The sequence below is a fragment of the Mesobacillus subterraneus genome, from assembly GCF_003937825.1.
Classification (GTDB): domain Bacteria; phylum Bacillota; class Bacilli; order Bacillales; family Cytobacillaceae; genus Mesobacillus; species Mesobacillus subterraneus.
In genome coordinates, this window is sequence record NZ_RSFW01000037.1 from 39858 (window position 1) to 66410 (window position 26553).

Annotated in this window: 27 protein-coding genes; 26 read left to right on the forward strand and 1 reads right to left on the reverse strand. The window is 47.2% G+C overall.

What is annotated here, in order from left to right; translation table 11 throughout:
* Positions 1–763 precede the first annotated feature (763 nt).
* From EJA10_RS22620 to EJA10_RS22695, 16 genes are all read left to right on the forward strand, one after another.
* Positions 764–2089, forward strand: a complete 1326-nt coding sequence (locus EJA10_RS22620; RefSeq protein ID WP_125482272.1) for a phenylacetate--CoA ligase family protein — start codon at positions 764–766, stop codon at positions 2087–2089.
* Positions 2090–2108: 19 nt separating this feature from the next.
* Positions 2109–3068, forward strand: coding sequence for a 1,2-phenylacetyl-CoA epoxidase subunit PaaA (gene paaA, locus EJA10_RS22625; RefSeq protein ID WP_125482273.1), 960 nt, complete (start codon positions 2109–2111; stop codon positions 3066–3068).
* Between the two features lie 52 nt (positions 3069–3120).
* Complete coding sequence (paaB, locus tag EJA10_RS22630; RefSeq protein ID WP_125482274.1) at positions 3121–3468, forward strand: 1,2-phenylacetyl-CoA epoxidase subunit PaaB; 348 nt, start codon at positions 3121–3123, stop codon at positions 3466–3468.
* Entirely contained in the window at positions 3465–4283 is an 819-nt protein-coding gene (paaC, locus tag EJA10_RS22635; RefSeq protein ID WP_125482298.1) for a 1,2-phenylacetyl-CoA epoxidase subunit PaaC, read from the forward strand. Before paaB ends, paaC begins: the two co-directional genes overlap by 4 nt.
* A 4-nt stretch (positions 4284–4287) precedes the next feature.
* Positions 4288–4770, forward strand: a complete 483-nt coding sequence (gene paaD / locus EJA10_RS22640; RefSeq protein ID WP_125482275.1) for a 1,2-phenylacetyl-CoA epoxidase subunit PaaD — start codon at positions 4288–4290, stop codon at positions 4768–4770.
* A gap of 104 nt (positions 4771–4874) precedes the next feature.
* The gene (locus EJA10_RS22645; RefSeq protein ID WP_125482276.1) at positions 4875–5183 is read left to right on the forward strand and encodes an EthD family reductase; all 309 of its coding nucleotides are present in this window, start codon (positions 4875–4877) and stop codon (positions 5181–5183) included.
* Positions 5176–5955, forward strand: a complete 780-nt coding sequence (locus EJA10_RS22650; RefSeq protein ID WP_125482277.1) for an enoyl-CoA hydratase-related protein — start codon at positions 5176–5178, stop codon at positions 5953–5955. Before EJA10_RS22645 ends, EJA10_RS22650 begins: the two co-directional genes overlap by 8 nt.
* 14 nt (positions 5956–5969) lie before the next feature.
* On the forward strand, positions 5970–6743 hold the full coding sequence (locus tag EJA10_RS22655; protein ID WP_125482278.1) for an enoyl-CoA hydratase-related protein: 774 nt from the start codon (positions 5970–5972) through the stop codon (positions 6741–6743).
* A 36-nt stretch (positions 6744–6779) separates the two neighbouring features.
* Positions 6780–8297: an aldehyde dehydrogenase family protein gene (locus EJA10_RS22660; protein WP_125482279.1), complete on the forward strand. Its 1518-nt coding sequence runs from the start codon at positions 6780–6782 to the stop codon at positions 8295–8297.
* Between the two features lie 68 nt (positions 8298–8365).
* Entirely contained in the window at positions 8366–9229 is an 864-nt protein-coding gene (locus EJA10_RS22665; protein WP_125482280.1) for a 3-hydroxyacyl-CoA dehydrogenase, read from the forward strand.
* 12 nt (positions 9230–9241) lie between these two features.
* The gene (gene pcaF, locus EJA10_RS22670; RefSeq protein ID WP_125482281.1) at positions 9242–10450 is read left to right on the forward strand and encodes a 3-oxoadipyl-CoA thiolase; all 1209 of its coding nucleotides are present in this window, start codon (positions 9242–9244) and stop codon (positions 10448–10450) included.
* Positions 10451–11227, forward strand: a complete 777-nt coding sequence (locus EJA10_RS22675; RefSeq protein WP_125482282.1) for an enoyl-CoA hydratase-related protein — start codon at positions 10451–10453, stop codon at positions 11225–11227. It begins immediately after the preceding gene.
* A 133-nt stretch (positions 11228–11360) separates the two neighbouring features.
* Positions 11361–12236, forward strand: coding sequence for a phenylacetic acid degradation operon negative regulatory protein PaaX (gene paaX / locus EJA10_RS22680; RefSeq protein ID WP_125482283.1), 876 nt, complete (start codon positions 11361–11363; stop codon positions 12234–12236).
* A gap of 284 nt (positions 12237–12520) precedes the next feature.
* Positions 12521–13570, forward strand: coding sequence for a DmpA family aminopeptidase (locus EJA10_RS22685; protein WP_125482284.1), 1050 nt, complete (start codon positions 12521–12523; stop codon positions 13568–13570).
* 46 nt (positions 13571–13616) lie between these two features.
* On the forward strand, positions 13617–14291 hold the full coding sequence (locus tag EJA10_RS22690) for an NAD(P)H-dependent oxidoreductase (protein ID WP_125482285.1): 675 nt from the start codon (positions 13617–13619) through the stop codon (positions 14289–14291).
* A gap of 84 nt (positions 14292–14375) precedes the next feature.
* Complete coding sequence (locus EJA10_RS22695; RefSeq protein WP_246017929.1) at positions 14376–14708, forward strand: hypothetical protein; 333 nt, start codon at positions 14376–14378, stop codon at positions 14706–14708.
* Between the two features lie 35 nt (positions 14709–14743).
* Here EJA10_RS22695 and EJA10_RS22700 read toward each other — a convergent pair whose 3' ends face one another.
* A complete protein-coding gene (locus EJA10_RS22700; protein ID WP_125482286.1) occupies positions 14744–15265 on the reverse strand; it encodes a gamma carbonic anhydrase family protein in 522 nt (173 codons plus the stop codon).
* Between the two features lie 73 nt (positions 15266–15338).
* On the opposite strand from EJA10_RS22700, the gene EJA10_RS22705 reads away from it, so the two are divergent.
* The 10 genes from EJA10_RS22705 to lpdA all read left to right on the forward strand — a co-directional run bounded on the left by EJA10_RS22705 (position 15339) and on the right by lpdA (position 26375).
* On the forward strand, positions 15339–16286 hold the full coding sequence (locus tag EJA10_RS22705; RefSeq protein WP_125482287.1) for an NAD(P)H-dependent flavin oxidoreductase: 948 nt from the start codon (positions 15339–15341) through the stop codon (positions 16284–16286).
* Positions 16287–16728: 442 nt separating this feature from the next.
* Entirely contained in the window at positions 16729–17727 is a 999-nt protein-coding gene (locus tag EJA10_RS22710; RefSeq protein WP_125482288.1) for an ABC transporter substrate-binding protein, read from the forward strand.
* Between the two features lie 18 nt (positions 17728–17745).
* Positions 17746–18777 carry an ABC transporter permease gene (locus tag EJA10_RS22715; RefSeq protein ID WP_125482289.1) on the forward strand — a complete coding sequence of 344 codons (1032 nt, stop codon included), beginning with the start codon at positions 17746–17748 and terminating at the stop codon, positions 18775–18777.
* Positions 18752–19546 carry an ABC transporter ATP-binding protein gene (locus EJA10_RS22720; protein WP_125482290.1) on the forward strand — a complete coding sequence of 265 codons (795 nt, stop codon included), beginning with the start codon at positions 18752–18754 and terminating at the stop codon, positions 19544–19546. Before EJA10_RS22715 ends, EJA10_RS22720 begins: the two co-directional genes overlap by 26 nt.
* 355 nt (positions 19547–19901) lie before the next feature.
* Entirely contained in the window at positions 19902–20291 is a 390-nt protein-coding gene (locus EJA10_RS22725) for a thioesterase family protein (protein WP_125482300.1), read from the forward strand.
* Positions 20292–20352: 61 nt separating this feature from the next.
* Positions 20353–21459, forward strand: a complete 1107-nt coding sequence (locus EJA10_RS22730) for a Leu/Phe/Val dehydrogenase (RefSeq protein WP_125482291.1) — start codon at positions 20353–20355, stop codon at positions 21457–21459.
* 34 nt (positions 21460–21493) lie between these two features.
* A complete protein-coding gene (pdhA, locus tag EJA10_RS22735) occupies positions 21494–22561 on the forward strand; it encodes a pyruvate dehydrogenase (acetyl-transferring) E1 component subunit alpha (protein ID WP_125482292.1) in 1068 nt (355 codons plus the stop codon).
* Positions 22561–23556: an alpha-ketoacid dehydrogenase subunit beta gene (locus EJA10_RS22740; RefSeq protein WP_125482301.1), complete on the forward strand. Its 996-nt coding sequence runs from the start codon at positions 22561–22563 to the stop codon at positions 23554–23556. Before pdhA ends, EJA10_RS22740 begins: the two co-directional genes overlap by 1 nt.
* An 11-nt stretch (positions 23557–23567) precedes the next feature.
* Complete coding sequence (locus EJA10_RS22745) at positions 23568–24950, forward strand: dihydrolipoamide acetyltransferase family protein (protein WP_125482293.1); 1383 nt, start codon at positions 23568–23570, stop codon at positions 24948–24950.
* The gene (lpdA, locus tag EJA10_RS22750) at positions 24951–26375 is read left to right on the forward strand and encodes a dihydrolipoyl dehydrogenase (protein ID WP_125482294.1); all 1425 of its coding nucleotides are present in this window, start codon (positions 24951–24953) and stop codon (positions 26373–26375) included.
* Positions 26376–26553: the final 178 nt, after the last annotated feature.

Consider the following 26553-nt stretch of genomic DNA (forward strand, 5'->3'; position numbering starts at 1 on the left):
GGCTAAAAAAAGCCAAGTGGTTTTTCCCACCTGGCAAAAAAATAAAATTTTGCCCCAAAACTGCCCCAAAATTGCCCCTGATTTCAAGAAAAAATATGCAAGCAGGAGAAAGGATTATTGAAATCCTTCCTATTTATAAGAGTATAAGGTACTCCAAGAACTTATAAATAGGTATAGAGCATAATCCGTACGCAAGTGCATCCATGGGAGCGCGAGCAGTACATGAGCATGTATTAATAGAAGAAAAAAGGCCTCTTGATTCGCTCAAGAGGCTTTTTTATGTAGAAGTGCCTGCTGATAGAGAGGTTGGTTAGCGATTGAGGCAGGTATAGCGACTAGTGCCGAATTTTTTGCGTGGCGAAAGTTTTAACCACCACTTCATTTTTCAGTAAGATCATTAAGAAATCATCACTACCAGTAACCTTCTTCGCTAAAAACAATAGGAATTCATCAATCATTCCTGGCATTTTTCAGACTATCACTACGAAATTATCCTTCATCACTACGCTTTTAAGCATTATCACTACGGAATGTTCCATTATCACTACGATTTTCCCAACTTTCACTACGAAATCCGCAACTATCACTACTTTAACCATCTCCACCCATAAAACTAATCGCCAAATATTAAAATTTTCAGAAAAATAATTGACTTTTTCCTATATACACGGTATCTTTGTTTTAAAATATATAACACATTTATGGTGTTACGGTAATATAACGTTATATAAATAAAATTTAATGTAATGCGGAGGGCGGAATCTTGATTTTACATGAAATCGAAACGAAGAGTCGCGAGTTCATCGAGGAAATCCAGCTTCAAAGACTGAAGGCAGTTGTTGAAAAAGTCGTCCACAAGGTACCGTTTTACCGAGAGAAATTCGAGAAAGCGAATTTTTCGCCAGAAATGCTAAACAGTCTGCAGGATTTGGAAGCGCTTCCTTTTACCGAAAAACAGGATTTGCGTGACAATTATCCATTTGGTTTGTTTGCTGTTCCGCAACACGAGCTGGTCCGTGTTCATGCTTCATCGGGTACATCCGGAAAGCCAACTGTAGTGGGCTACACGCAGAAGGATATCGAGATGTGGGGAGAAATTGTAGCGAGAGCAATCGCTCTGGCAGGAGGCGAACCAGGGAAGTTCCTCCATAATGCCTATGGTTACGGTCTTTTTACAGGAGGGCTCGGGATTCATTTTGGAAGCGAGAAGCTGGGGATGGTGACCGTACCGGTATCAGGAGGTAACACGCAAAGACAGATCATGCTGATCGAAGACTTCAAACCTGAAGTCATTTGCGGAACGCCTTCATACATCTTGAATATTGCCGAAACGATGGAGGAAATGGGCAAGGACCCTCGGAAGACTTCATTGAAGTATGGAATTTTCGGGGCGGAACCATGGTCGGAAGAAATGAGGAAGACGCTCGAGGAGAAATTTTATATTAAGGCTTGTGATATATACGGGCTAAGTGAGGTCATTGGGCCAGGTGTCGCAAATGAATGCCATGAAGCCCAGGCAGGATTGCACGTTGCGGAGGATCATTTTTACGTCGAAGTGATCGACCCTGAAACACTCAAGCCTATGGCTGACGGGGAAGAAGGCGAGCTTGTTTTTACGAGCTTGACGAAGGAAGCATTCCCAGTAATCCGGTACAGGACAGGAGATATTGCTTCGTTGACGAGGGAGAAATGCAGCTGCGGACGGACGACAGTGCGGATGTCCAGAGTGAAAGGAAGAATCGATGACATGCTGATCATTAATGGTGTTAACGTATTCCCTTCACAGATTGAGCATTGTCTGCTTACGGTTCCTGAGCTTGCACCACATTACCAGATTCAGATTTTACAAAGAAGGACGTTAAAAGTTCTTGAACTGCATGTTGAGATGAATGAGGAGTATTTCACCATGATTGGGGAGGATCCGATATCGGATTCAGTCTATCAGCTTGAACAGCAGATTCAATCCTTGCTCAAGAGCCAGTGCCTGATTTCGATGGAGGTTCGTGTGCATCGTCCGAAGACGATTCCGCGTTCTGAAGGGAAGGCAGTCCGAATTATCGATAAAACCAAGGAAGTAATTGGAAGTTAAACAGAAGGAGGTCAACAGCATGGAAAATACATTGTCTTTCGACCAGCTGACCGAAGAGCAAAAATACGAGCATTTCATGAAACGGATCGAAGCTGGTGAAAAGATAGAGGCAGATGACTGGATGCCGGATGATTACCGGATGACGCTGATCAAGCTGATTTCGATGCACGGCATCAGTGAAATCATGGGCGCGCTGCCTGAGAAGGAATGGGTTCCGAAGGCTCCTTCCCTGAAAAGGAAGCTTGGGATCATGGCAAAGGTGCAGGACGAAATGGGTCATGGTCAGCTGCTGCTAAGGGTAGCAGAGGATTTAATGAAACCTCTCGGCAAATCAAGGGAGAACATTATCCAGGATCTTCTTTCCGGCGACTTGAAATTCCACAATGTATTCCATATGGAAGCGAAAACGTGGGGAGACGCCGGATTGATTGGCTGGCTTGTTGATGGAGCTGCAATCATCACACAGACGAATATGCTTGATGCTTCTTACGGTCCGTACGCTAGAGCGTTAAAGCGCATTTGTGCGGAGGAAGTGTTCCACGCCCAGCATGGCGAGGCCATCATTATGGCGCTTGCAGAAGGAACGGACGAACAAAAAGCGATGATTCAGGATTCGATCGATCGCTGGTGGGAAGCGCTCCTGATGTTCTTCGGACCGGGGGATGCCTCGACGACTGGAACTTCCAAGCAGGATACCACGATCAAATACGGAATCAGAACAAAGACAAATGAGGAGCTGCGTCAGGACTTTTTCACAAAATACATTCCGCGTGTTCTGTCTCTTGGCCTGAAATTGCCGGATGAGACGATGCACTTCGACCAGGAATCAGGGATGTGGGTGTACCAGCAGCCTGACTGGAGCAAGTTCAAGCAAATCATCAAGAACAATGGACCTAAATCAAAGGACCGTTTGCGGCTGAGGGAAATTTCATACAGCAACAATAAATGGGTCATTGATGCACTGAGTGCTAAAGCATAGGGGATTGGGCAGGTCATAACTGCCCAGCAACTCCGGGAAAGGAGATGGAAGAATGTCGGGTAAGGGGTTTTACCAGGAATTTGAAGTGTTCAGCAAGCGTACGGATACTTCACCTATGCAATATCAGTTCTCACTGCTGGCACCGAACCATGAACTTGCACTGGTGATGGCACAGGAAAACTTCATGCGACGGGAGCCGGTAGCAGACATCTGGGTCGTCAAGCGTGACGATGTGCGCAAGATGACGATGGAAGAACGCCAGACGCTGCAAAGGCTGGACAATAAGGATTACCGCAACACGAAAGGCTATGGCTATTTGAAAAAGAAGTGGCGGCATTATGAGCAGGAAATGCTTGATGAAAAAGAGATCTTGTCATGGGGAGGGAAGCAGGAGAAATGAGATACGCACTTGAAGATGCCTTGAAAAATGGAGCATACCGTGATGCAGCGACTGAACTCCTGTTCCAGCTTGCTGATGATGATTTCATCCTTGCGTACAGAGGGTCCGAATGGCTTGGGCTTGCTCCACACATTGAAGAAGATGTTGCATTCTCTTCGATCAGCCAGGACACGATGGGCCATGCAGCGATGTTCTATCAATTGCTTCACGGACTGGGTGCCGGCGACCCAGACCATCTTGCCCACGCCAGGCCGGCAGCTGAAAGGAAGAATGCGGTTTTACTGGAGCTAGTGAATGGCCCGGGGACATATTTGACAGAGCCGCACTATGACTGGGCATTCGCTGTGGTCAGGAACTATTTTTACGCTCAGGCAAAAAAGGTAAGAATTGAAGCACTTAAGAATTCCTCCTACCAGCCACTGGCAGAGGCGGCTGTAAAAGTGAATATGGAACTCTATTACCATCTGCTTCACTGGAAAACCTGGTTCACTCAGCTGTTGAGTGCTGGCGGTGAAGCGAAGACAAGGATGGCAGCCGCGATGGAGAAAGTCTTTGAAGAGCTGGATGGCCTGTTCTCCTACGGTGCACAGGGTGAAGAGTTCACGAAACATAAGTTGATAGATTCAGAGGATGCGCTAAAGGCAAGGTGGCTGCAGCTGATGTCTCCGGTCTTTGAATCCCTAGATTTAAAAATGCCAGAAAAGTTCGCAATGAAGAGCGGCAATGGACGCAATGGGGAACACACAGAAGACCTGCAAACCGCCCTTGATACTCTCGGAGAAGTTTATCTTTTTGACCCGGCAGCGAGCTGGTGATCTGATGTTGAAGGGAAAGGTCATTGAAGCTCTCCAGTCTGTGAAGGATCCAGAAATCGACAGCGTCTCGATTATTGAGCTTGGCATGCTGGAAGAGCTTGAAATCACAACAAACAAAATTGTGATCAAGCTATTGCCGACCTTCATGGGCTGTCCAGCGCTTGATATTATCAAAAGCAATGTCATCAAGGCAGTTTCTTCAATCGAAGAGGCCGGAGAAGTCGATGTGCAGTTCATCTTCCATCCGCCATGGACGTCTGACAGGGTGTCAGAAGCAGGCAGGGAAAAGCTGAAGGAATTCGGCATTGCCCCTCCGCCAAGACATATTGAAGAAACCGGCGAATGGCAGGCTGATTGCCCATACTGTGGCTCGACGTATACAACGATGGAGAATCTCTTCGGGCCGACGGCATGTCGGAGTATTTTGTACTGCAAGTCGTGCAAGAATCCATTCGAAGCAATGAAACCTGTTTCTACTTTGATGTGACAGCCAGCATCGCTGTAACATGTCATATCGAGAGAATAATAGATTTAGCAGAAGCATATATTCATCCTGGTGTACAAATTTAGAGATTAAGGGAGAGATTTTTCATGGTAAAACTAATCGCGATTTACAAGCATCCTCAGGACAAAGAGGCATTTGACAAGCACTATTTCGAAACACATGCACCACTTACAGCTAAAATCCCGGGTCTTCGCAAAATGGAAGTGACTCGTATTGTCGGCAGCCCAATGGGTGGAGAAGGCAAGTATTATTTAATGTGCGAGATGTACTATGATGACCATGAAGCGCTGAAGGCTGGCATGAAATCAGCAGAAGGAAGAGCTTCTGGAAAGGATGTAATGAGCTTTGCAGGTGATCTGGTCACGATGATGATCGGTGAAGAAGTGAATGACTAATAACTATGAACTTATTGAAACGTCTGTCAAAGGGCAAGTCGGCCTGATTGAACTCAATCGCCCGAAGGTCCTCAATGCCCTGAACCGGCAAATGGTTTCTGAGGTACTTTCCGCGATGGAGGCATATGACAAGGACGAAAACATTAAAGTGATTCTCCTCGCAGGCAAGGGCCGGGCATTTGCTGCAGGTGCTGATATCGATGAAATGATGGACGCCGATGCCGTCAGCATGGAAACGTTGAACCAGTTCACCGACTGGGACCGGCTTGCCTGGATCAAGAAGCCGGTTATCGGGGCAGTGCACGGATTTGCTCTGGGCGGTGCATTTGAACTGGCCCTATGCTGCGATATGCTGTTTGCCGCTGAAAATGCAGAGTTTGGTTTCCCGGAAGTAAATCTGGGCGTCATGCCAGGAGCCGGGGGAACCCAGAGGTTGACGAAGCTTGTCGGCAAGACGAAGGCAATGGAATGGATCCTGAGCGGCAAGCGCATTTCTGCTCAAGAGGCCCTCCACCATGGAATCATTAATTCAACCTTCGCCGAGGAAGTTTTGATGGAAGAAACCCTGAAATTCGCGGATACAATCGCAAATCAGGCACCAATCGCGGTAAGGCTGATCAAGGAATCGGTTTTGAAAGCGGTAGACTATCCTTTATATGAAGGAATGCAGTATGAGCGCAAGAATTTCTATATGCTTTTTGCGACAGAAGACCAGAAAGAAGGCATGCGGGCTTTCAAGGAAAAGCGAAAGCCGGAATTCAAGGGGAGATAAGGGGGTACATAGCTGTGTTTGAAACCGTTTTGTATGAAGTGCGGAATCAGGTAGCCTACATCACCCTGAACCGTCCTGATAAATTGAATGCCTTCACCGAACAATTGAACAAGGAAATCCAGGTTGCTATCAAGACCGCTTCCATAGACAAAGGCGTCAGGGCGCTGGTCATCACAGGTGCCGGTCGGGCATTCTGCTCGGGAGAAGATCTGGCTGGCGTGTCTGAGGACATGGACCACGGGGAAGTCCTCCGAAAAAGATATAACCCAATGCTTCTTGAATTGGACTCCTGTGAAAAACCGGTGATTGCCGCTGTCAATGGAGTTGCGGCCGGTGCCGGCATGAGCCTGGCTCTTGCCTGCGATTTCCGCATTGCCTCCGAAAAAGCCAGCTTTGTGGAAGCCTTCATCCACGTGGGTCTTGTCCCTGATGCAGGGAATTTATACTTCCTGCCGCGGATCATTGGCCATGCAAAGGCAATGGAGCTCGCCGTTTTTGGAGAAAAAGTCCCTGCGGAAAAGGCAAAGGAACTCGGTCTTGTAACAGAAGTGTACTCTTTGGATCACTGGAATGAGAATGTTGCAGCATTTGCCGAAAGGCTCGCAAATATGCCGACAAAGGCAATTGGCCTGATCAAAAGGAACCTGAAGGCAAGCTGGCACTCAAGCTTTGAGGAGTATCTCGAAAGGGACGCCCAGAGCCAGAGGATTGCCGGCCAGACAGCCGACCATAAGGAAGGCGTCACAGCATTCATGGAAAAAAGAAAACCAGTTTTCAAGGGTGAATAAAAGAAACCATCAATCTACTAAAAGGAGATGTTACGCGTGACAACAGTTAAAGAGCAAAAATTCGAAGCAATGGCAGTAAAACGCGAGACATATCAATTGATTATCAATGGAGTTCGCCAAGACAGTGTCAATGGTGAAACGTACAAAGTCTATAACCCGGCAACAGGCGAGGAAGTAGCCACAGTTGCAAAGGCTTCTAAAGAAGACGCTGAGCTTGCGGTGCAAGCGGCAAGGAATGCGTTCGATTTCGGGAAGTGGCGCCATTTCCCTGTTAACAAACGCTCCCGTACGCTGAATAAAATCGCGTCCATCATGCGCTCACGTTTCAATGAACTGGTAGAATTGGAGATTCTGGATACCGGGAAATCCCTTGCGGCTGCACAGGGACAGGTGATGCAGGCAATCGAGGATTTCGAATTTTACGCTGGCGCGATCGTCAGCCACCGCGGAGCTGTCAACAGCATGCCGGGTGCATTCCAGAACATTACCGAGAAAGAGCCAGTCGGTGTCTGTGCACAAATCATTCCATGGAACTATCCAATGATGATGGCAGCCTGGAAGATTGCTCCGGCTATCGCAGTTGGCTGCTCGGTTGTCGTAAAACCAGCATCGCTTACACCTTTGACAGCGATTGTCCTCGGTGAAATCTGCATCGAAGCAGGCGTTCCGGAAGGCGTCGTCAACGTCATTCCTGGATCCGGTTCTGTCGTGGGCAATTACCTTGTTGAGCATGAAAAAGTAGACAAAGTTGCCTTTACCGGCTCAACACCGATCGGCAAGGATATCATGGCGAGAGCTTCCCAAACACTAAAGCGTGTGACACTTGAACTTGGCGGTAAGTCACCGAGCATTATTTTCAATGATGCTGATATAGATGCCGCCGTAGACGGATCGCTATTCGGTATCTTCTATAATACTGGCCAATCATGCGAAGCGCGATCACGCTTGTATGTCCATGAAGATGTATACGATGAGTTCGTTGAAAAATTCGTTGAGAAAACAAAAAAGCTGAAGCTCGGAAATCCGTTTGATAAGGAAACACATGTCGGCGCTATTATCAGCCAGGATCAAATGGAAGTCATCGACGGTTATGTAAAATCCGCTGTAGAAGACGGAGCGCAGGTCCTTACGGGCGGAAAGGCTGCAAATCTGGAAGGCTATGAAAATGGCTACTGGTATGAGCCAACCATCATTGCTGAAACAAACCACAGCATGAAAGCTGTAAAGGAAGAAATCTTCGGCCCGGTTGTTGTGGTCATGAAGTTCAAGGATGAAAAAGAGGCTGTCAAACTTGCGAATGACAGTGAGTACGGGCTCGGCTCCGCGATCTGGACGAAGGATTACGGCCGTGCGACTAGGGTATCAAAACAGATCCAGGCGGGAATCGTCATGATCAACTGCCCATTCTCAGCATTCCCTGGCACACCATTCGGGGGCTACAAACAATCAGGATTCGGCCGCGAACTCAGCATCGAAACTCTCGATTTATATACAGAAACAAAGAGTATCGTCTCTTATTACGGCAGCCGCCCGCTAAACCCGTTTAACGTTTAATCAAGAGGCGAGCACTCCAGATCACGGGTGCTCGCCTTTCCATTTTTCTTAAAGGGAGGAAACATCTAATGAAGAAACTAGTTGTCATCGGTTCAGGTGTAATGGGCAGGGGCATAGCCTATGTCAGCAGTTTGGGCGGATTTGATACCGTTTTGATCGATATTGACGAAAAGCAGCTTCATAATGCCGAACGGGAAATCAACAGCATTTTTGATAAAGGAGTTGCCAGGGGGAAAGTCATGCCCGAAGACGCGGAGCTGGCGAAATCAAGGCTGAAATACTCAAATTTCCTCGCTGATAATGTGAAGGATGCAGACCTGGTCATCGAAGCAGTCCCGGAAAAAATAGATATCAAGAAAACGATTTTTGAAGTATTGGACCAGCATGCACCTGCACATTGCCTGTTTGCGACCAATACTTCGACAATGAGCCCGACTGAAATCGCCTCTTTTACAAAGCGTCCAGAGAGCGTGATTGCGATGCACTTCTTCAACCCGGTCCACAAAATGCCGCTCGTTGAAATCATCCGCGGGCTTGAAACGAGCGATGAAACGGCAGAAGTAATCAAGAATGCAGCGATCCAGATGGGCAAGGAAACCGTCATCGTAAACGAATTCCCCGGATTTGTCACGAGCCGGATCAGCGCACTTGTCGGCAATGAGGCCTTTTACATGCTTCAGGAAGGCGTTGGGACTGCGGAAGAAATCGACAAGGCCATCAAGCTCGGACTGAATTACCCTATGGGACCATTCGAGCTGGGTGACCTTGTTGGCCTTGATACACGCTTGAACAATTTGAAATACCTGCATGAAAAGCTTGGGGAAAAATACCGGCCGGCACCTTTGCTTGAGCAGTATGTAAAAGCAGGCCGACTAGGCAGGAAGACTGGCAGGGGTGTGTACGATTACAGAGAGTCGGTAACGACAAAATAAAGGAGGATGGCGATGAAAGAAGTTGTAATTGTCGATGCAGTCAGGACACCGATAGGAAAATACAATGGCAGCCTCCGCCATATCCGTCCCGATGATCTGGGCGCGGTTGTCATCAAGGCATTGGTCGAGCGCAATCCTGGTTTACCAACGGAGCAGATTGAGGAAGTTGTCTTCGGGAACGCCAACCAGGCAGGAGAGGACAATCGGAATGTCGCACGGATGTCCGGGCTTTTGGCTGGATTGCCGGTTGAGGTAGCAGGTACGACGGTCAATCGTTTGTGCGGCTCCGGACTTGATGCGGTCAATTATGCAGCGAGGGCGATTTTAGCCGGGGAAGGCGACATCTTCATTGCTGGCGGAACCGAAAGCATGACCAGGGCGCCATTCGTGATGGCGAAACCGAATGCTGAATTCCCGCGCGGCAATATGGAAATGTTCGATACAACGATTGGCTGGCGGTTCGTTAACAGCAAGCTGAAAGAAATGTACGGGACTGACAGCATGCCAGAGACTGCCGAAAATGTTGCGAAGAAGTACGGCATCACACGCGAGGCGCAGGACGAGTTCGCGGCTGAAAGCCAGCTTCGGGCCCAGCGAGCGATGGAGTCTGGCCGCTTTGAAAATGAAATCGTTCCTGTCGTATATGAAGATAAAAAAGGGAACAAAACAGTGATTGACCGCGATGAACATCCACGGCCGGGAACGACGGTCGAAAAGCTGGCAAAGTTGAAGCCTTTGTTCAAGGATGGGACGGTAACAGCAGGCAATGCGTCCGGGGTGAATGACGGAGCATCAGCGCTGCTATTGATGAGCAGGGAGAAAGCGGAGGAGCTTGGCCTTAAGCCGCTGGCGAAGTATATTGTTTCCGCTACAGCCGGACTGGAGCCTTCCATCATGGGGATGGGGCCGGTATACGCTGTAAACAAAGCGCTGAAAAGGGTCAATTTGTCCATTGAAGATCTGGGCCTCATTGAACTAAATGAAGCGTTCGCTGCCCAATCTCTTGGCTGCATCCAGGAGCTGGGTCTGGATCAGTCGAAAGTGAATGTCAATGGAGGGGCGATTGCGTTCGGCCATCCGCTTGGAGCGAGCGGCGCCAGGATTTTGACAACCCTTTTATATGAAATGAAAAAGAGGGATTCCAAATACGGCCTTGCGACGATGTGTATAGGCGTCGGCCAGGGAATCGCCACGATTATCGAGAATATAGGAGAGAGATAAATGAACAATATCAAATTCCAGAAAGAGCAGAATATCGCATATGTGACGATCGACCGCCCGGAATCATTGAACTGCTTCAATTATGAAACGCTTGAGGAACTTGGGAATCTGGTCGACAGCCTTTATACCGATACCGATGTTCGCGTGGTAATTTTCACGGGAGCAGGCGATAAAGCCTTCAGTGCAGGGGCGGATTTAAAAGAAAGGAAACACCTTACTGAGGCGGAAGTGCGCCGTAATGTCAAGAAAATCCGCGATGTCTTCAGTGCGATCGCCGAATTGCCGCAGCCGACAATTGCTGCTGTGAATGGTTTTGCTTTTGGTGGCGGGTTTGAACTAATGCTGGCCTGTGATTTTAAAATTGCCGCTGACAGAGCAGTGATGGGAATGACGGAGGTAAGCTGGGGAATCATTCCGGGAGCAGGCGGTACACAGAGACTTTCCAGGCTGATCGGCGAAATGAAAGCAAAGGAACTGATTTTTACAGCAAGAAAAATTTCCGCTGATAAGGCTTATGAACTTGGAATCCTGACAGCAGTTGAACCATTGGAAAATGTCTTGGCAGCCGCTAAAGACCTTGCAGAGGAAATCCTGCAAAATGCCCCAATTGCGGTGAGACAGGCGAAGTATGCGATCCAGCATGGCAGCAGCACCGACCTCCAGACAGGATTGGCGATCGAGTCTAAAGCTTATGAGGTAACGATTCCAACAAAGGATCGTGTGGAAGCACTGAATGCTTTCAGTGAAAAACGCAAGCCTGTATTTACAGCACAATAATTTCCATAGGGAGAAATCCCTATGGTTTTTTGCCCTTTTGAGCAAATTGTTTTTGCAAAATAATGATAATACTGTAAAATGTTTTATAACGAAATTATCACGAACGACAAAAACGAATGAGGATGACAGAAGCTTGAATACAAGATCAATGATTTTTACCTTATACGGCGATTATATCTCCCATTACGGGAGCAAAATTTGGATTGGCAGCCTGATACGCCTGCTGAATGAATTCGGCCATAATGACCAGTCTGTAAGAGCGGCGATTTCGAGGATGAATAAGCAGGGATGGGTCCAGGCCGAGAAAATCGGCAATAAGAGTTACTATTCGCTCACTCCAAGGGGACAGAAAAGGATTGACGAAGCAGGGAAGCGTATTTTCAAACTAAAGCCCGAAGAATGGGACGGCAAATGGAGAATCCTCATGTACACGATTCCGGAGGAGATTCGCAATGTTCGTGACGAACTGCGCAAGGAACTGATTTGGAGCGGGTTCGGCTCGATGTCCAACAGTTTTTGGGTCTCCGCCAATAATCTTGAAAGACAGGTCAGGGATCTGATTGAAAAATATGAAATCGAGCAGTATGTCGATTTCTTTGTAGCTGAGTACAAGGGTCCGCATGAAAACCAGCGACTGGTGGAGAAAAGCTGGGACCTTGTGGAAATCAATTCGAAGTACCAGGACTTCATCAGCGAGTACAGCCAAAAATACATCATCGACAAAAACAAAATCCAAAAAGGAAGCATGTCCGACGCCGAGTGCTTCGTTGAACGGACCAAGCTCGTCCACGAATACCGGAAGTTCCTGTTCTATGATCCAGGCCTGCCAGAAGAGTTGCTGCCTGAAAAATGGCTCGGCAGCCACGCAGCTGCCCTGTTCAGCGAATACTACAAGGAACTTGCAGAGCCGGCATCCCGCTTCTTCGAGTCCGTCTTTAAGGAAGGCAATGAACTCAAGCACAAAGACCTTGACTACGACGTGATGGACCACCCGTATATATTGGAATAGTAGAAAGCCATCCACCCGGGATGGCTTTCTTACATCGCGGCGTGCGGGGGAAGTTATGACTCTCAGGGGGGCTGGACAAAGGGGAGGTGGAGAATTTATACAGGAGTCAGGTTCGGACAAAATAGCCGTAACGAGTGCTGAAAATGTCCGAAGCAGGTGCACGTTCGGACAAAATAGCCGAGAGGGAAGCAGAAAATGTCCGAAGCAACTCCGGGTTAAGTTAAATTATGTATCTATTCATGACTTGTTCGATTTGATCGAGTTATAAAACGGGGAGGGAGAAGATGAAAGTACGCGATATGGGGATTGTGGTTGGCAGGCTGCTCCCTGGGACTCATAATTGTATAACCGATGTCCCGGGTGTAAAAGTCGGCCATGTAACGTTGGATTTTCCACTTGATAGGGATGGCAATGAGTATGCCTGTACGGGAGTGACAGCTATCCTGCCGCATAGCGGGAATGTATTTAAAGAGAAAGTTACAGCGGCGAGCTACGTCCTGAACGGTTTTGGAAAAACGACTGGCCTCGTCCAGGTGAATGAACTCGGAACGATCGAAGCTCCAATTATGCTGACCAATACATTTGGTGTACCTGCTGTCACTCAGGGAACGCTGGAGTATATGCTGGCTGAAAACGAAGAGATCGGCGAGACGACGGGTACGATTAATATTGTTGTCGGTGAATGCAATGACAGCTTTTTGAACTCGATTCGCCTTTTTCCTGTAAAACCTGAACATGCTAAACAAGCAATTCAAAAGGCTTCCGACCGACCGGCAGAAGAAGGGGCAGTGGGAGCGGGAAAAGGTATGGTCTGTTTCGGTCATAAAGGCGGCATAGGCACAGCATCAAGAATCGTGAATACTGAAGATTCTTATACGATTGGCTGTCTGGTCCTAAGCAATTTTGGCAAAAAAGAAGAATTCATGCCAGGGAAATATGGGATTGAATCAATAAAAACAGGAATAACCGAGACGGCAGACGGTTCGATCATCATCATCCTGGCAACAAATGCACCTTTAAGTGATCGACAGCTGCTGCGCCTGGCTAAAAGATGCGGAATTGGCCTTGGCAGGACCGGCAGCCACTTCAGCCATGGAAGCGGCGATATTGTCATTTCTTTTTCGACTGCCAATCAAACAACTCATTATTCTGATGACATCATTCAGTCATCCATCCACATTAGGGATGACCACCCTTTGATGAACGAGCTCTTCACTGCATCAGCAGAAGCAGCCGAGGAAGCAATCCTGAATTCCTTATCACAGGCTGAAACCACAAAAGGGAGAAAAAATAGAATGGTGGGTGCTTATCCCTTTTTGCAGGCAAATTTTTAAAAAATGTGATAAGTTTAAAAAAACAAATCTGGAAGGGGAGATTCACTTGCGAGACAAAGAAACCTTAAAGCAGGAAATACTTGATGCTTTCCAATTTAGGCATGCAACAAAAGAGTTTGATCCGAATAAAAAAATCCCGGATGAGGACTTCCGTTTTATCCTGGAAACCGGCCAGCTGTCGCCAAGCTCATTTGGTTTTGAACCATGGCGCTTCCTGGTAGTCCAAAGTGATGACCTCCGTGAAAAAATCAAGAACACGGCTTGGGGGGCTTTTGGGAAGCTGCCTGAAGCGAGCCATTTTGTGGTGATCCTCGCAAGAACCAAAAAGGATACGAAATATGATTCTGAATACCTTCAGGACCATTTTAAAAACAAAAAGAAAATGCCTGAAGAATTCATGTCTAAATACCTTCAAAGAATTGAAGAATTCCAGAAATCAGATTTTAAATTGCTGGAGGGCGACCGGCCGTTATTTGATTGGGCATGCAAGCAAACATACATAGTCCTTGCCAATATGATGACCGCTGCTGGGCAAATCGGAATTGACTCCTGTCCGATCGAAGGGTTCAATTTTGAAAAAATGAATAAGCTCCTCGAGGAAGAAGGGCTGCTAGAAGACGGACACTTCGGCATTTCAGTCATGTGTGCCTTTGGCTATCGCGTAAAGGATCCAAATCCTAAGACGAGAAGACCGCTGGATGACATCGTAAAATGGGTCTGATTGAAAAGAGTGGGTTCTCCACTCTTTTTTTGTATAGTGGGAGGGATAGCGCTGAAATATATATTCATTAGTTTATTATTCCTATTGTCAGGCTGCTCAGATTCGATAAATGCTCCCCGGACTGACAATCCGACTGTAAAAGAAATGCTTTCCCTTAATGCAGATGCTGACCTCTTCGTGGCCGAAGGGTATGTATTCTCTAACGCATCGCACGTGGATTGGGTTAATGAATATGAGTATGAACTGGGGGAACAAGTTGGGGAAATTACCAAACAGGCTGATACCCATTGGGAGTTCGAGGATTGGACCGCCAGCAGTCTTCCGGTCGGAACAAGGATTTACGCGACGAACGCACCATTTTATATTGCGATTGTAAATGGTCATGAAATACCCTATATAAAACTAGTAGAGGGATAAGAAGAAAGAGCCTGGCAATTGCCAGGCTCTTTCTCCTATTTAATCTCCTGCATGGACTCTAGGTATTCTTTCCCTTTTTGCACGTATGTATCAACTGAAAGCTGGATCAGTTCCAGATCTTTTTCGCCGATTTCCCTGATGACTTTACCGGGGGCTCCGACGACAAGGGAGCGTGGCGGAATCTTTTTTCCGGCGGGTATCAATGTATTCGCACCAATGATGCATTCTTCTCCGATTTCAGCTCCATCAAGGATAGTGGAGCCCATCCCGATAATGGTTCGTTTACGGATGGTGCAGCCATGAAGGATGGCATTGTGGCCAACAGTCACTTCATCCTCGATCATTAGCGGGGAGCCTTCGAACAGATGGCAAGTGACATTATCCTGAATGCTGCAGCTTTCTCCGATGGTAATAGTGTCCTCATCACCGCGAAGCACGGCATTGAACCAAACGCTTGAGTTTTTGCCGATTTTCACATCTCCAATGATATAGCTGCCTGGTGCCTGGAAAACAGTTTCATCCACAACAGGTTTTTTATCAGAATAGCTTAGAAGCAAAAGAAAATCCCCCTTACTAATTGTCATAATTTTAGAACTAGTATAACATTAATTTAACGAAGGGGGAATTTTTGTGAATGCAATCACTTCTGTTCTGGGCATACAATATCCTATCATCCAGGGTGGAATGGGAAATATCAGTAATGCGGTATTGACGGCTGCTGTTTCGGAGGCTGGCGGTCTCGGGACGATTGGCGCTGGCACGATGTCAGCGGAAGAAGTGGAACAAATCATCATCGAGACAAAAGGCAGGACTACCAGGCCTTTTTCTGTGAACGTTGCTTTGAGTGTTTCTCCCGATGCAGTTGAAATCCTGCGTCTCGCGGTTAAGCATCAGGTTCAAGTGGTAACACTGTCGGCGGGCAATCCTGCTCCTTTTATCCCGAAATTAAAAGAAGCCGGGATCAAAGTCATTACGGTCGTTGCCTCTGTAAAACAGGCGAAGAAAGCTGAAGCAGCCGGTGCAGATATTCTAGTGGCAGAGGGATACGAAGCCGCGGGTATAAACTCGAGCTTGGAAACAACAACATTGGCGCTGATTCCGCAAATCGTTGCGCAAGTCGGAATTCCTGTCGTCGCAGCAGGAGGAATAGGTGACGGCAAGGGACTGGCAGCGATGCTGGCACTTGGCGCGAGCGGTGTCCAGATGGGGACACGCTTTATCGCTACGAAGGAAGCTCCGTTCCATGATGTTTATAAGCAAAAATTACTGCAGGCGAATGATCATGAAACCGTCATTGTCGGAAGGTCGGTCGGCAGAATCCGCAGACTGCTGAAGACTCCATATGCCGGCAAGCTGCTGGAGGCGGAAAAACAGGGCATAACCAGAGAGGAGTTTGCCGAACTGACAACTGAAGATCTACATAAAAAAGGCGCACTGGAAGGGAACGAAGAATACGGCTTCATGAATGGCGGCCAGGTTTCAGGACTGATTACAGATATCCCGACCGTAAAGGAATTACTTGATCGGATGGTAAAAGAGGCCAACGAACGTTTAAAGGCTGCTGCAGCCTTATTATAATTCTGATAGAGCATGTTCCAATAGGGGAGCATGCTTTTATTTTTTGGATTTAACCTTTTGATAAAAGAATCAAGACAGGTCATCCCCACAAAACGCCTATATTATTGAGTTTGTTCATTTGCTTTCGCGCTTAAAAGCAAAAAAGTTTTATTATTTTCAAAAAACATCTTGTCGATTTTATAAAAAGATGGTTTAATTATTAGAAATCTCAACATACGAAATTTTCCGAATATTATTGACACTATTTTTACGCAGTGTTAATATAACGTTATATTTACGGTGCCTATAGTGAATATCATACTTTTTGGAATCGCTTTCATAAACTTCAAGCTTTTTACCCATCAAGAGAGAAGGCATGTTGAAATTGGTGCGTTCCGGCTGCCTGTAAGTTTAAGTCTACATAGTTTTACTGCCGGTTTATAAATATTCAAGGGGGATTTTTATGAAAAAATCAGTAAAAGCTATTTCTCTTGTCCTTGCCAGTGCATTGCTTTTGGCAGGATGCGGAGGAAATGAAGCATCAAATGGTTCATCTGACAAAAAACAGTACAAGATCGGCTTGACCCAGTTCGCGGAGCATCCATCACTTGATGCGGCAACAGAAGGGTTCAAGAAAGCTCTCGAGGACAAAGGCTTCAAAGAGGGTGAGAATGTAAAGTATGATTTCCAGAACGCACAGGCTGATATGAACAATACGGCCACAATCGCCAACAACTTCGTAGGTGACAAGGTAGACTTGATTTTTGCCAATGCCACACCTAGTGCAGTTGCTGCACTTAATGCGACAAAGAATATTCCGATCATCTTCACATCAGTCACAGATCCAGTTGGAGCAGGGCTGGTTGAAGCATTTGATAAGCCTGGAGACAACGTCACAGGCACAACCGATAACCATCCGGACGCTACAAAAAAGACAATTGATTTCATGACAAATGAAATCGGAGCCAAATCAATTGGCGTCATCTATAACGCGGGTGAGCAGAACTCAGAAGTTCAGCTGAAGGAAGTCAAGAAGCTTGCTGAAGCGAACGGAGCGAAGGTTGTTGAAGCGTCAATCTCTACATCTGCAGAGGTTAAGCAGGCGGCTGAGTCACTAGTCGGACGCGTGGATGCCATTTATGTACCAACAGACAATACAGTAGTATCCGCTCTTGAATCTGTCATCTCTGTAGCGAATGGCAAGAAGATTCCATTGTTTGTAGGTGAACTTGATTCGATGAAACGCGGTGCGGTTGCAGCAAGCGGATTCAACTACTATGACATCGGATACCAGTCAGGTTTGATGGCTGCCGAAATCTTAGCGGGCAATAAGAAAGCATCTGAAATCCCTGTTGAACTTCCAAAATCATTGACCCTGACCATCAATAAAAAAGCAGCTGAGGAGCAGGGTGTCGAAGTTAAGGAAGAGTGGGGCGACGACGCAGAGTTTTACGAAGAATAAAAGAAAGGATGATACATCTTGTTTACTGCAATATTTGGAGCATTTGAGTCAGGCATCATCTATGCGATCATGGCTCTGGGCGTATACTTATCCTTTCGGGTACTAGATTTTCCGGATTTGACGGTTGACGGCAGCTTCGTGACAGGAGCTGCGGTTGCCGCGATCATGATCGTAAATGGGGCTAACCCATTTGCTGCAACAATGGTAGCACTGGTTGCCGGATTCATAGCTGGCTGCCTTACGGGAATCATTCATACAGTCGGCAAGGTGAACGCACTTCTGTCCGGTATCCTGATGATGATTGCTTTGTACTCTATCAATCTCAGAATCATGGGCAAATCGAATGTTCCTCTTCTTAACACGGAGACAGCAATGACGGCTGTAAGAGACTTTTTTGATAAAACCGGAATCGATACTTTCTTCAACGGCATTTTAACCGCTGTTGGACTGGGCGACAGCCTTCCGCGGACATGGGGAATCCTGCTGTTCATGATTGTTGTCACCTTTGCGATCAAGTTTCTTACAGATGCGTTCCTGAAGACAGAAATTGGCCTGGCGATTCGCGCGACTGGCGATAACAAGAGGATGATCCGCAGCTTTTCTTCCAATACTAATCTGATGATCATTCTTGGATTAGGGCTATCGAATGCGATGGTTGCTTTTTCTGGAGCATTGATTGCCCAGCAGGGCGGCTTCGCTGACGTTGGCATGGGTATCGGGATGATCATTATCGGCCTTGCTTCAGTTATTATTGGTGAAGCATTGTTTGGAACTAAATCGATTGCAAGAACCACACTCGCCGTTATTGGCGGGGCGATCATCTATCGAATCGTTGTCACCCTTGCATTGAGGGTCGAATTCCTCGAGCCTGGAGACATGAAGCTAATTACCGCGGTCATAGTCATCCTGGCGCTGACAGCTCCGAAGATGATTGACGGCTATAAAGAGAAAAAACGCAAGGTAAAGAGACAGCTAGAAAATATCGAGATGGTCTCTGTGCCTGCCGATGGAAAGGGTGAGGCTGGTGCTGCACTTAAATCAGATTCATAGAGTCTTCAACGAGGGCACTCCGGATGAAAAAATCGCCCTGGACAATATCAATCTCACATTGAAAAAGGGAGATTTCGTTACGGTCATCGGAAGTAACGGTGCCGGTAAATCAACCTTGATGAATGTCATCTCCGGTGTCATGCTTCCAGATCACGGAATAGTGGAATTGTACGGGAAAGATGTCACGTATATGTCGGAATACAATCGTTCGAAAATGATTGGCCGTGTATTCCAGGATCCGATGGCTGGCACCGCGCCAAGTATGACGATTGAAGAAAACCTGGCAATTGCCTATTCAAGAAATAAACGCCGTACCCTTGTTAGCGGCGTGACAAAAAAACGCCGTGAACTTTTTAAGGAAGTACTTGAGTCCCTGCACCTGGGTCTGGAAAACCGCCTGAATGCCAAGGTCGGACTTCTGTCGGGAGGAGAACGTCAGGCATTATCGCTCCTGATGGCGACCTTCACCGAACCTTCCATTCTCTTGCTTGATGAGCATACAGCAGCATTGGACCCGGCGCGTGCCGAGCTGATCACCAACCTGACGAAGGAAATCGTTGATAAATACCATCTGACAACGCTGATGGTTACGCATAATATGCAGCAAGCGTTGGATTTGGGAAACAGGCTGATCATGATGGACAAAGGCCAGATCATCCTTGAAGTAAATGAAGAACAAAAAGCGAAGCTGACAATCGAAGACTTGCTCAATGAATTCCAGCGCATCCGCGGAACAAAAATGGCAAGCGACCGGGCATTGTTAAGCTGATAAAAATCAACCAGCTCATGAAAGCTGGTTGATTTTTTTGTGGTTAAGGAATTTATAAAGGTATTGAGTTGTGGATGACTAAATGAAGATTACTTAATCCAGCTCCAGCGCATTTCGGGGCTGAACGAGGGGCTTGCGCTGTTTATTCTTGCAGCAAAAAAGAGAGTTCAGGGTGGGAGAACAGTTGAGCCCTGGTTGTCATTAACCCATTTGAATTAAAAATAAAATTATATCAGAATTATTTATAAGAAAATACCAAAATTTCTTACAATTTATTGACCATTTATTTAACGGAATGTTATGATAACGTTAAATAAACGTTATACATATTTGCAACTTGGAAAGGTGGGATATGATGCGTGATGGCTTGAAAGCTGGGCATACGGCCTCCATCGATGTCATTGTTACACCAGATATGTTTGCCCGCTTTGAGGGGAAGCTCGTGCACCCTGTATACTCCACGGTTTCAATGGTGTATCACATGGAGTGGGTCTCTAGACAAATTATACTTCCTTATTTAGAGGATCATGAAGAAGGAATGGGCGGTGCGGTAACCGTAAAGCATATTGCTCCCTGTATTGAAGGGGCAGAAGTGAAGGTGACAGCCACTGTTACCGACCTGCAGGGCAACACTGTCATAACGAATGTCAGGGCAGAGAGCTGTGGAAGACTGATTGGCGTGGGGGAAGTGAAGCAAGTGATCCTCCCTAAAACGAAGATAACAGAATTGCTGACAGGCAGATAAAAATTTTTGCGTAAAAATGTAAGCGCTAACATGGTTTAACGGAATAAAGGGGGAAAGAACAATGGATATGTTTGAACAAATTCGAGAGCACGAACAAGTGGTTTTTTGTAATGACGAGGCAACAGGACTGAAGGCGATTATCGCTATTCATAGCACGCGATTAGGGCCAGCACTGGGCGGATGCAGGATGTATCCATATAAATCAGTGGATGATGCACTGGAGGATGTACTGCGGCTTTCCAAAGGGATGACCTATAAATGTGCTGCTGCGGATGTTGATTTTGGCGGAGGAAAAGCGGTCATCATCGGCGACCCTGCCAAGGATAAGAGCCCGGAATTGTTCAGGGCGTTCGGCCAGTTTGTTGAATCGATACAGGGACGTTTCTATACAGGAACTGATATGGGAACAGAACCGGAGGATTTCGTCCATGCTTTAAAAGAAACAAACTGCATTGTCGGTGTGGATGAAGTATACGGCGGCAGCGGCGACTCTTCTGTCCCGACTGCACAGGGTGTCATTTACGGCCTTCAGGCAACGAGCAAAGCACTTTGGGGAACGGATGATTTATCTGGAAGATCGTATTCCATCCAGGGCCTTGGAAAGGTCGGGTACAAGGTGGCGGAATACCTTCTTGAAAACGGGGCAGACCTGTTTGTGACGGATATCAATCAAAAGGCAATCGACCAGATTGTCCAGAAGGCGCAGGAAATGGGCGCAGGAATCAAGGTTGTAAGCAGCGATGAAATCTATTCGCAGCCTGCAGACATCTTCATTCCATGTGCAATGGGCGGAATCATCAATGATGAAACAATTCCCCAGCTGCAGGTAAAAGCAGTGGTAGGATCTGCGAATAACCAGCTCAAGGAAGTCCGACATGGGCTTGTCCTTCAGGAAAAAGGGATCCTTTATGCTCCGGATTATATCGTCAATGCCGGCGGCTTGATCCAGGTTGCAGATGAGCTGTATTCACCGAATAAAGAGCGCGTCCTGAGAAAAACAAAAGCAATCTATAATTCACTATTAAATGTATATCGACAGGCTGAAAGTGAAGGCATCACGACCGTTGAAGCAGCCAATAAATTCTGTGAAAGCCGGATTGAAGCAAGAACGAGAAGGAATAGCTTCTTCTCTCACATGAAGCGACCAAAATGGGCCGTGAGAATGTAATAGAATCCGAGATTTTTAGAAAAAGGGTGAGCCGATGGATAAGGATTTTCCGATTTTTCAAGTGATGGACCAGAACGGAAACATTGTGTCCGAGGAATATAAGGATTTAGTGACGGAAGAACGAGTGAAAAAGTTCTACGCTGAAATGGTCAGGATCCGCACGCTGGACAGGAAATCAGTCAGCCTCCAGCGCCAGGGCCGAATTGGAACATATGCGCCATTCGAAGGTCAGGAAGCATCACAGGTTGGAACAGCTGTCGCGCTTGAAAGCGATGACTGGATGTTCCCGACATACCGTGATCACGGAGCAGCCATGGTATTTGGCCATTCGCTGAGAAATATTCTGCTGTTCTGGAATGGGCGGAATGAAGGCTGTGTTCCACCGGACGGAAAGAAAATCTTCCCGCCGGCAATCCCAATTGCCACACAGATTCCGCACGCGGCCGGTGCCGCTTTTGCCGAAAAACAAAAAGGAACAAAGAATGCGGCGATTTGCTACTTTGGCGATGGGGCGACCTCTGAGGGTGATTTCCATGAAGGGTTGAACTTTGCGAGTGTCTTCAAGTCACCTGTCGTTTATTTTTGCCAGAATAACCAGTATGCGATTTCAGTTCCAATCAGCAAGCAGATGAACTCTGCTACGATTGCCCAAAAAGCACTGGCATATGATATTCCGGGTGTCAGGATTGATGGCAATGATGTATTTGCCGTTTTTGTGGAAACTGAAAAAGCACTGGATCGTGCGCGTAACGGCCAGGGACCGACACTTATTGAAGCGATGACGTGGAGATATGGCTCGCACACAACAGCTGATGACGCATCGAAATACCGTGACCAGGGTGAAAGCGTGATGAAGCGGCTGGAAACAGATCCGCTGTTGAGACTGGAACGCTGGATGAAGAATGAAGGCATTTTTGATGAGGCCTGGGTGAAGGAAATCGAAGAGCAGGCAGCAACTGAAATTGATGCAGCAGTACAGGAGATGGAAAGCTTCCCTGCAGCTGATCCAGCAGTGATTTTTGATTATGTATTTGAAAAACCAACATGGACCATCGAGAAGCAAAAACGTGAATATCTCGAGCTGATCGGAGGTGAAGCATGATGAATACAGCGCTTCAGACTAAGACTTTGACGCTAGTACAGGCAATCACCGATGGACTTGATACCATGCTTGGTGAAAGCAAGGAAGTCATTTTACTCGGGGAAGACATCGGGAAGAACGGCGGGGTATTCCGCGCCACGGACGGATTGCAGGAAAAATATGGCGAGGACAGGGTGATTGATACTCCTTTGAGTGAAGCTGGTTTTGTCGGTGCAGCCATCGGCATGGCGGTTAACGGTTTCCGTCCGGTAGTGGAAATTCAGTTCCTCGGGTTCATTTATCCAGCCTACGAACAGATCATGACTCATGCTTCAAGGCTGAGAATGAGGACAATGGGCCATTTTACCGTGCCAATGGTCATCCGCGCTCCATATGGTGCAGGAGTTCGCGCTCCGGAAATCCATTGTGACAGCACAGAATCCCTTTTTACCCATATGCCGGGAATGAAGGTCGTCTGTCCATCCAATGCTTACGATGCAAAGGGCTTGATGATAGCCGCGATTGAAGACCCTGATCCGGTGCTGTTCCTAGAACCAATGAGAAGCTATCGTTCTTCCCGTGACGAGGTGCCGGAAGGGAAGTATACAGTTGAAATCGGCAAAGGCAAAAAGCTGACTGAAGGCGAAGATGTCACTGTCATAGCCTGGGGAGCGATGGTGCCTGTAGCCATGAAAGCGGCTCAGGATATGAAGGAAAAGGGCGTCGAATGTGAAGTTCTTGATTTGAGGACGCTCTATCCGATTGACAAGGATCTGGTGATTGAGTCAGTCCAGAAAACAGGCCGCACAGTGATCGTCCATGAAGCTCATGCGACTGGCGGAACTGGCAGTGATCTGATCTCACTGATCAATGACGAAGCCTTTTTGTATCAAAAGGCGCCTGCCGCGAGAGTTACAGGCTATGATACGCCTGTGCCATACTTTGGGTTTGAAGACCATTATCTGCCGACCCCGAGAAGAGTCGCAGCAGCAATCGAGAAAGTGATGAAGTTTTAGGAGGCGTGCCAATGGTTGAAGTAAAGCTCCATGACATAGGGGAAGGGATGACAGAAGCGGATATCAACTGCTACCTGGTGAAGCCCGGCGATTTCGTCAAAGCCGATGACCCATTGGTAGAAGTCCAGACAGATAAAATGACCGCGGAGATCCCTGCTCCCCGTTCCGGTATCGTAAAAGAATTGTTGCTGAATCCAGGCCAGACCGTAAAAGTCGGGACAACACTCCTGATCATGGAAGACAGTTCCGCCGCTGGAAAAGCAAGTGAGCCTCAACGGATGAAAGAAAGTGCAATTGCTGAACCTGTTAAGGCAGCAGTGAATCTTTTGAACAGGCCTGTTGAAGGGATAATGCCTGAAACTCCTAATAGCGCGTCAAAACGCATCCTTGCTTCTCCTTATACAAGAAAAATTGCCCGGGAAAATAACGTGAATATCGTAGAAGTAACCGGTTCAGGGCCAGCCGGAAGGATTACAGATGAGGATGTACTGGCGTTTGTGAAATTTAGAGAAACTGGGGTTGCGAACCCTTCGGAAGTGCATTCCGAACAACAGGTTCCGATGGTTTCGCAACCAGGTTCTGAAGAGGGAGTTGCGAATGTTTCGGAAGCAGGTTCCGAACTGCAGGCTTCGAAAGGTTCGCAATCAGCTTCTGAAACAGGGGTTGCGAGTGGTTCGCAGGCAGGCTCCGAATCAGTACAGGCAGAAACCTTGCCGTTCCGCGGCCGCCGCAAGCAGATCGCGAAAAAGATGGTCCAATCTTTATATACCATTCCTCATTGCACACATTTCGAGGAAATCGATGTGAGTGAGCTGATCACGTTCCGTGAGGAAATCAAAGCGTCAGGCAGCTCGATTTCTGCTACGGCTTTCTTTATTAAAGCATTATCAATCGGGTTGAAAGAATTTCCTGTGTTCAATGCGAAGCTCGATGAAGAAAACGAAAGCATCCAGCTTCTGCACGAGCACAATATCGGAATTGCCGTCGATACACCGGATGGACTGATCGTTCCAGTGATCCGCAATGTGGAAAAGAAAAACTTGAAACAAATCCATGAAGAAATGAAGCGGCTGACGAAGCTTGCACTTGATGACAAGCTGACGGTCAAGGATATATCAGGCGGAACTTTCACCGTAAGCAATGTGGGGCCGTTGGGCGGAAGCATTGGGGCGACGCCAATCATCCAGCATCCGCAGACAGCGCTTGTTTCCTTCCATAAAACAAAGAAACGTCCGGTTGTGACCCGCAATGATGAGATTGCGATCCGTTCAATTATGAATCTATCAATGGCTTTTGACCACCGGGTAGCTGATGGAGCAACTGCTGTCGCGTTTACAAATCGCTTTGCCCAGTTGATCGAAAACCCGAAAATGATGCTTCTGGAGTTGATGTAAATGGTCGTCGGCGAACTTGCACATGAAAGAGATTTAGTAATCATTGGCGGAGGACCAGGCGGCTACCATGCTGCCATCAGGGCAGCTCAGCTCGGCAAGAATGTGACGTTGATTGAAAAAGATCAGCTAGGGGGCATTTGCCTGAACAAGGGCTGCATTCCCTCCAAGGTGATGACTCATGCAGCTGAGAGAATGGCAGCCTCCAGGCAGGATGAGATGCTTGGAATTGAAACCCGCAGCATTCACTTCGAAATCAGCAAGCTATTAAATTATAAAAACCAGGTCGTCAGCCAGCTCCGAAGTGGAGTGGAAGCTTTATGCAAGGCAAATAAAGTGGAAGTCATTAAAGGAAGCGCCTTTTTCCTTTCAGAGGACAAAATCGGTGTCGAAAACGAAGATAAGTATGAAGTGTACCGGTTCAATGAAGCAATCATTGCCACTGGCGGTACCCCGGTAAAATTGTCAGGTGCACCGAAATCTGATCGAATCCTTGATATTTGGGCGATTTCTGATTTGTCGGCAGTTCCTGAGCATTTGGTCGTCATTGGCGATGATTATATTGCTTTGGAAATGGCGATGGCATTCCAGGCTTTCGGCTCCAAGGTGACATTGGTTTTATCAGGTGAAGATTATGCGTTCGATTCCAGCATTAACCGCGAGCTGGGCCGAATTTTGAAAAAGGCGCGGATCACAGTGGTGAAAGGATATTCCATTGAAGAGCCTGCTGAAACAGGAGTAGGTGTCACGGTTCTTCTTTCCTGTGAAAAAGGAAGCAAAACCGTCGAAGGCAGCCATTTGTTCTATTCGCTTGGCACCAAACCCCAGATCGATCATTTGGGAATTGACCGTTTAGGCATTAAGCTTTCGCAGGAAGGCTTTATTGTCACGGACCAAACAGGCAGGACTTCAATTTCCAATATTTTTGCCATTGGAGATGTGACCGAAGGACCACAACTTGCGGTCAAAGCCATCAAACAGGGGAAGACTGCTGCAGAAACAATCTGCGGGCGTGCCAGTGAAAATGATCTGAATTTCATCCCGCATATTGCACGGATCCAGCCGCCAATCGCAACTGTGGGCTTGACCGAACAGGAAGCGGCGGAACAGGGATATGAGGTTGGCATTGGCGAATTTTCGATGTCCGCTAACGGTTTTGCTGCCATCCTCGGGAAGAAGGAAGGCCTGGTAAAGGTAGTTTTCGATAAACAAAACGACGTGCTGCTTGGCGTGCATATGATTGGTGCCGGTGCGGTAGAGCTGATTTCGAATGGCATACAGGCACTCGAAATGGCCGCCCGTGATGAAGATTTTACCTTCCCGTCCTACCCTCATCCCAGCGTGAACGAAGCTCTGCTCGAAGCGGTAGAGGCATTCAAGGGAGAAGCGATTCACAGTGTGCCGAAGAAACAAAAAGTGAAGATTTAAGGGTGGGTTGAGGTAACGGGGGGGAATAAAGTGTCTCCAACGGGGAATAAAGTGTGACCAACGGGGAATAAATCTGGCCCAACGGGGAATAAAGTGAGGCCAACGAGGAATAAATCCGGCCCAACCCGTTTTCACTGAAAATCCCCGTATTTGAGCCTTCCTTATAAAAACGTAATGA

Coding starts and splice junctions, on each gene's coding strand:
- paaA (WP_125482273.1), top strand. CDS start 2,109: ATGGAAAATACATTGTCTTTCGACCAGCTGACCGAAGAGCAAAAATAC.
- paaB (WP_125482274.1), top strand. CDS start 3,121: ATGTCGGGTAAGGGGTTTTACCAGGAATTTGAAGTGTTCAGCAAGCGT.
- paaC (WP_125482298.1), top strand. CDS start 3,465: ATGAGATACGCACTTGAAGATGCCTTGAAAAATGGAGCATACCGTGAT.
- paaD (WP_125482275.1), top strand. CDS start 4,288: ATGTTGAAGGGAAAGGTCATTGAAGCTCTCCAGTCTGTGAAGGATCCA.
- EJA10_RS22645 (WP_125482276.1), top strand. CDS start 4,875: ATGGTAAAACTAATCGCGATTTACAAGCATCCTCAGGACAAAGAGGCA.
- EJA10_RS22650 (WP_125482277.1), top strand. CDS start 5,176: ATGACTAATAACTATGAACTTATTGAAACGTCTGTCAAAGGGCAAGTC.
- EJA10_RS22665 (WP_125482280.1), top strand. CDS start 8,366: ATGAAGAAACTAGTTGTCATCGGTTCAGGTGTAATGGGCAGGGGCATA.
- pcaF (WP_125482281.1), top strand. CDS start 9,242: ATGAAAGAAGTTGTAATTGTCGATGCAGTCAGGACACCGATAGGAAAA.
- EJA10_RS22675 (WP_125482282.1), top strand. CDS start 10,451: ATGAACAATATCAAATTCCAGAAAGAGCAGAATATCGCATATGTGACG.
- EJA10_RS22685 (WP_125482284.1), top strand. CDS start 12,521: ATGAAAGTACGCGATATGGGGATTGTGGTTGGCAGGCTGCTCCCTGGG.
- EJA10_RS22710 (WP_125482288.1), top strand. CDS start 16,729: ATGAAAAAATCAGTAAAAGCTATTTCTCTTGTCCTTGCCAGTGCATTG.
- EJA10_RS22725 (WP_125482300.1), top strand. CDS start 19,902: ATGCGTGATGGCTTGAAAGCTGGGCATACGGCCTCCATCGATGTCATT.
- EJA10_RS22730 (WP_125482291.1), top strand. CDS start 20,353: ATGGATATGTTTGAACAAATTCGAGAGCACGAACAAGTGGTTTTTTGT.
- pdhA (WP_125482292.1), top strand. CDS start 21,494: ATGGATAAGGATTTTCCGATTTTTCAAGTGATGGACCAGAACGGAAAC.
- EJA10_RS22740 (WP_125482301.1), top strand. CDS start 22,561: ATGAATACAGCGCTTCAGACTAAGACTTTGACGCTAGTACAGGCAATC.
- EJA10_RS22745 (WP_125482293.1), top strand. CDS start 23,568: ATGGTTGAAGTAAAGCTCCATGACATAGGGGAAGGGATGACAGAAGCG.
- lpdA (WP_125482294.1), top strand. CDS start 24,951: ATGGTCGTCGGCGAACTTGCACATGAAAGAGATTTAGTAATCATTGGC.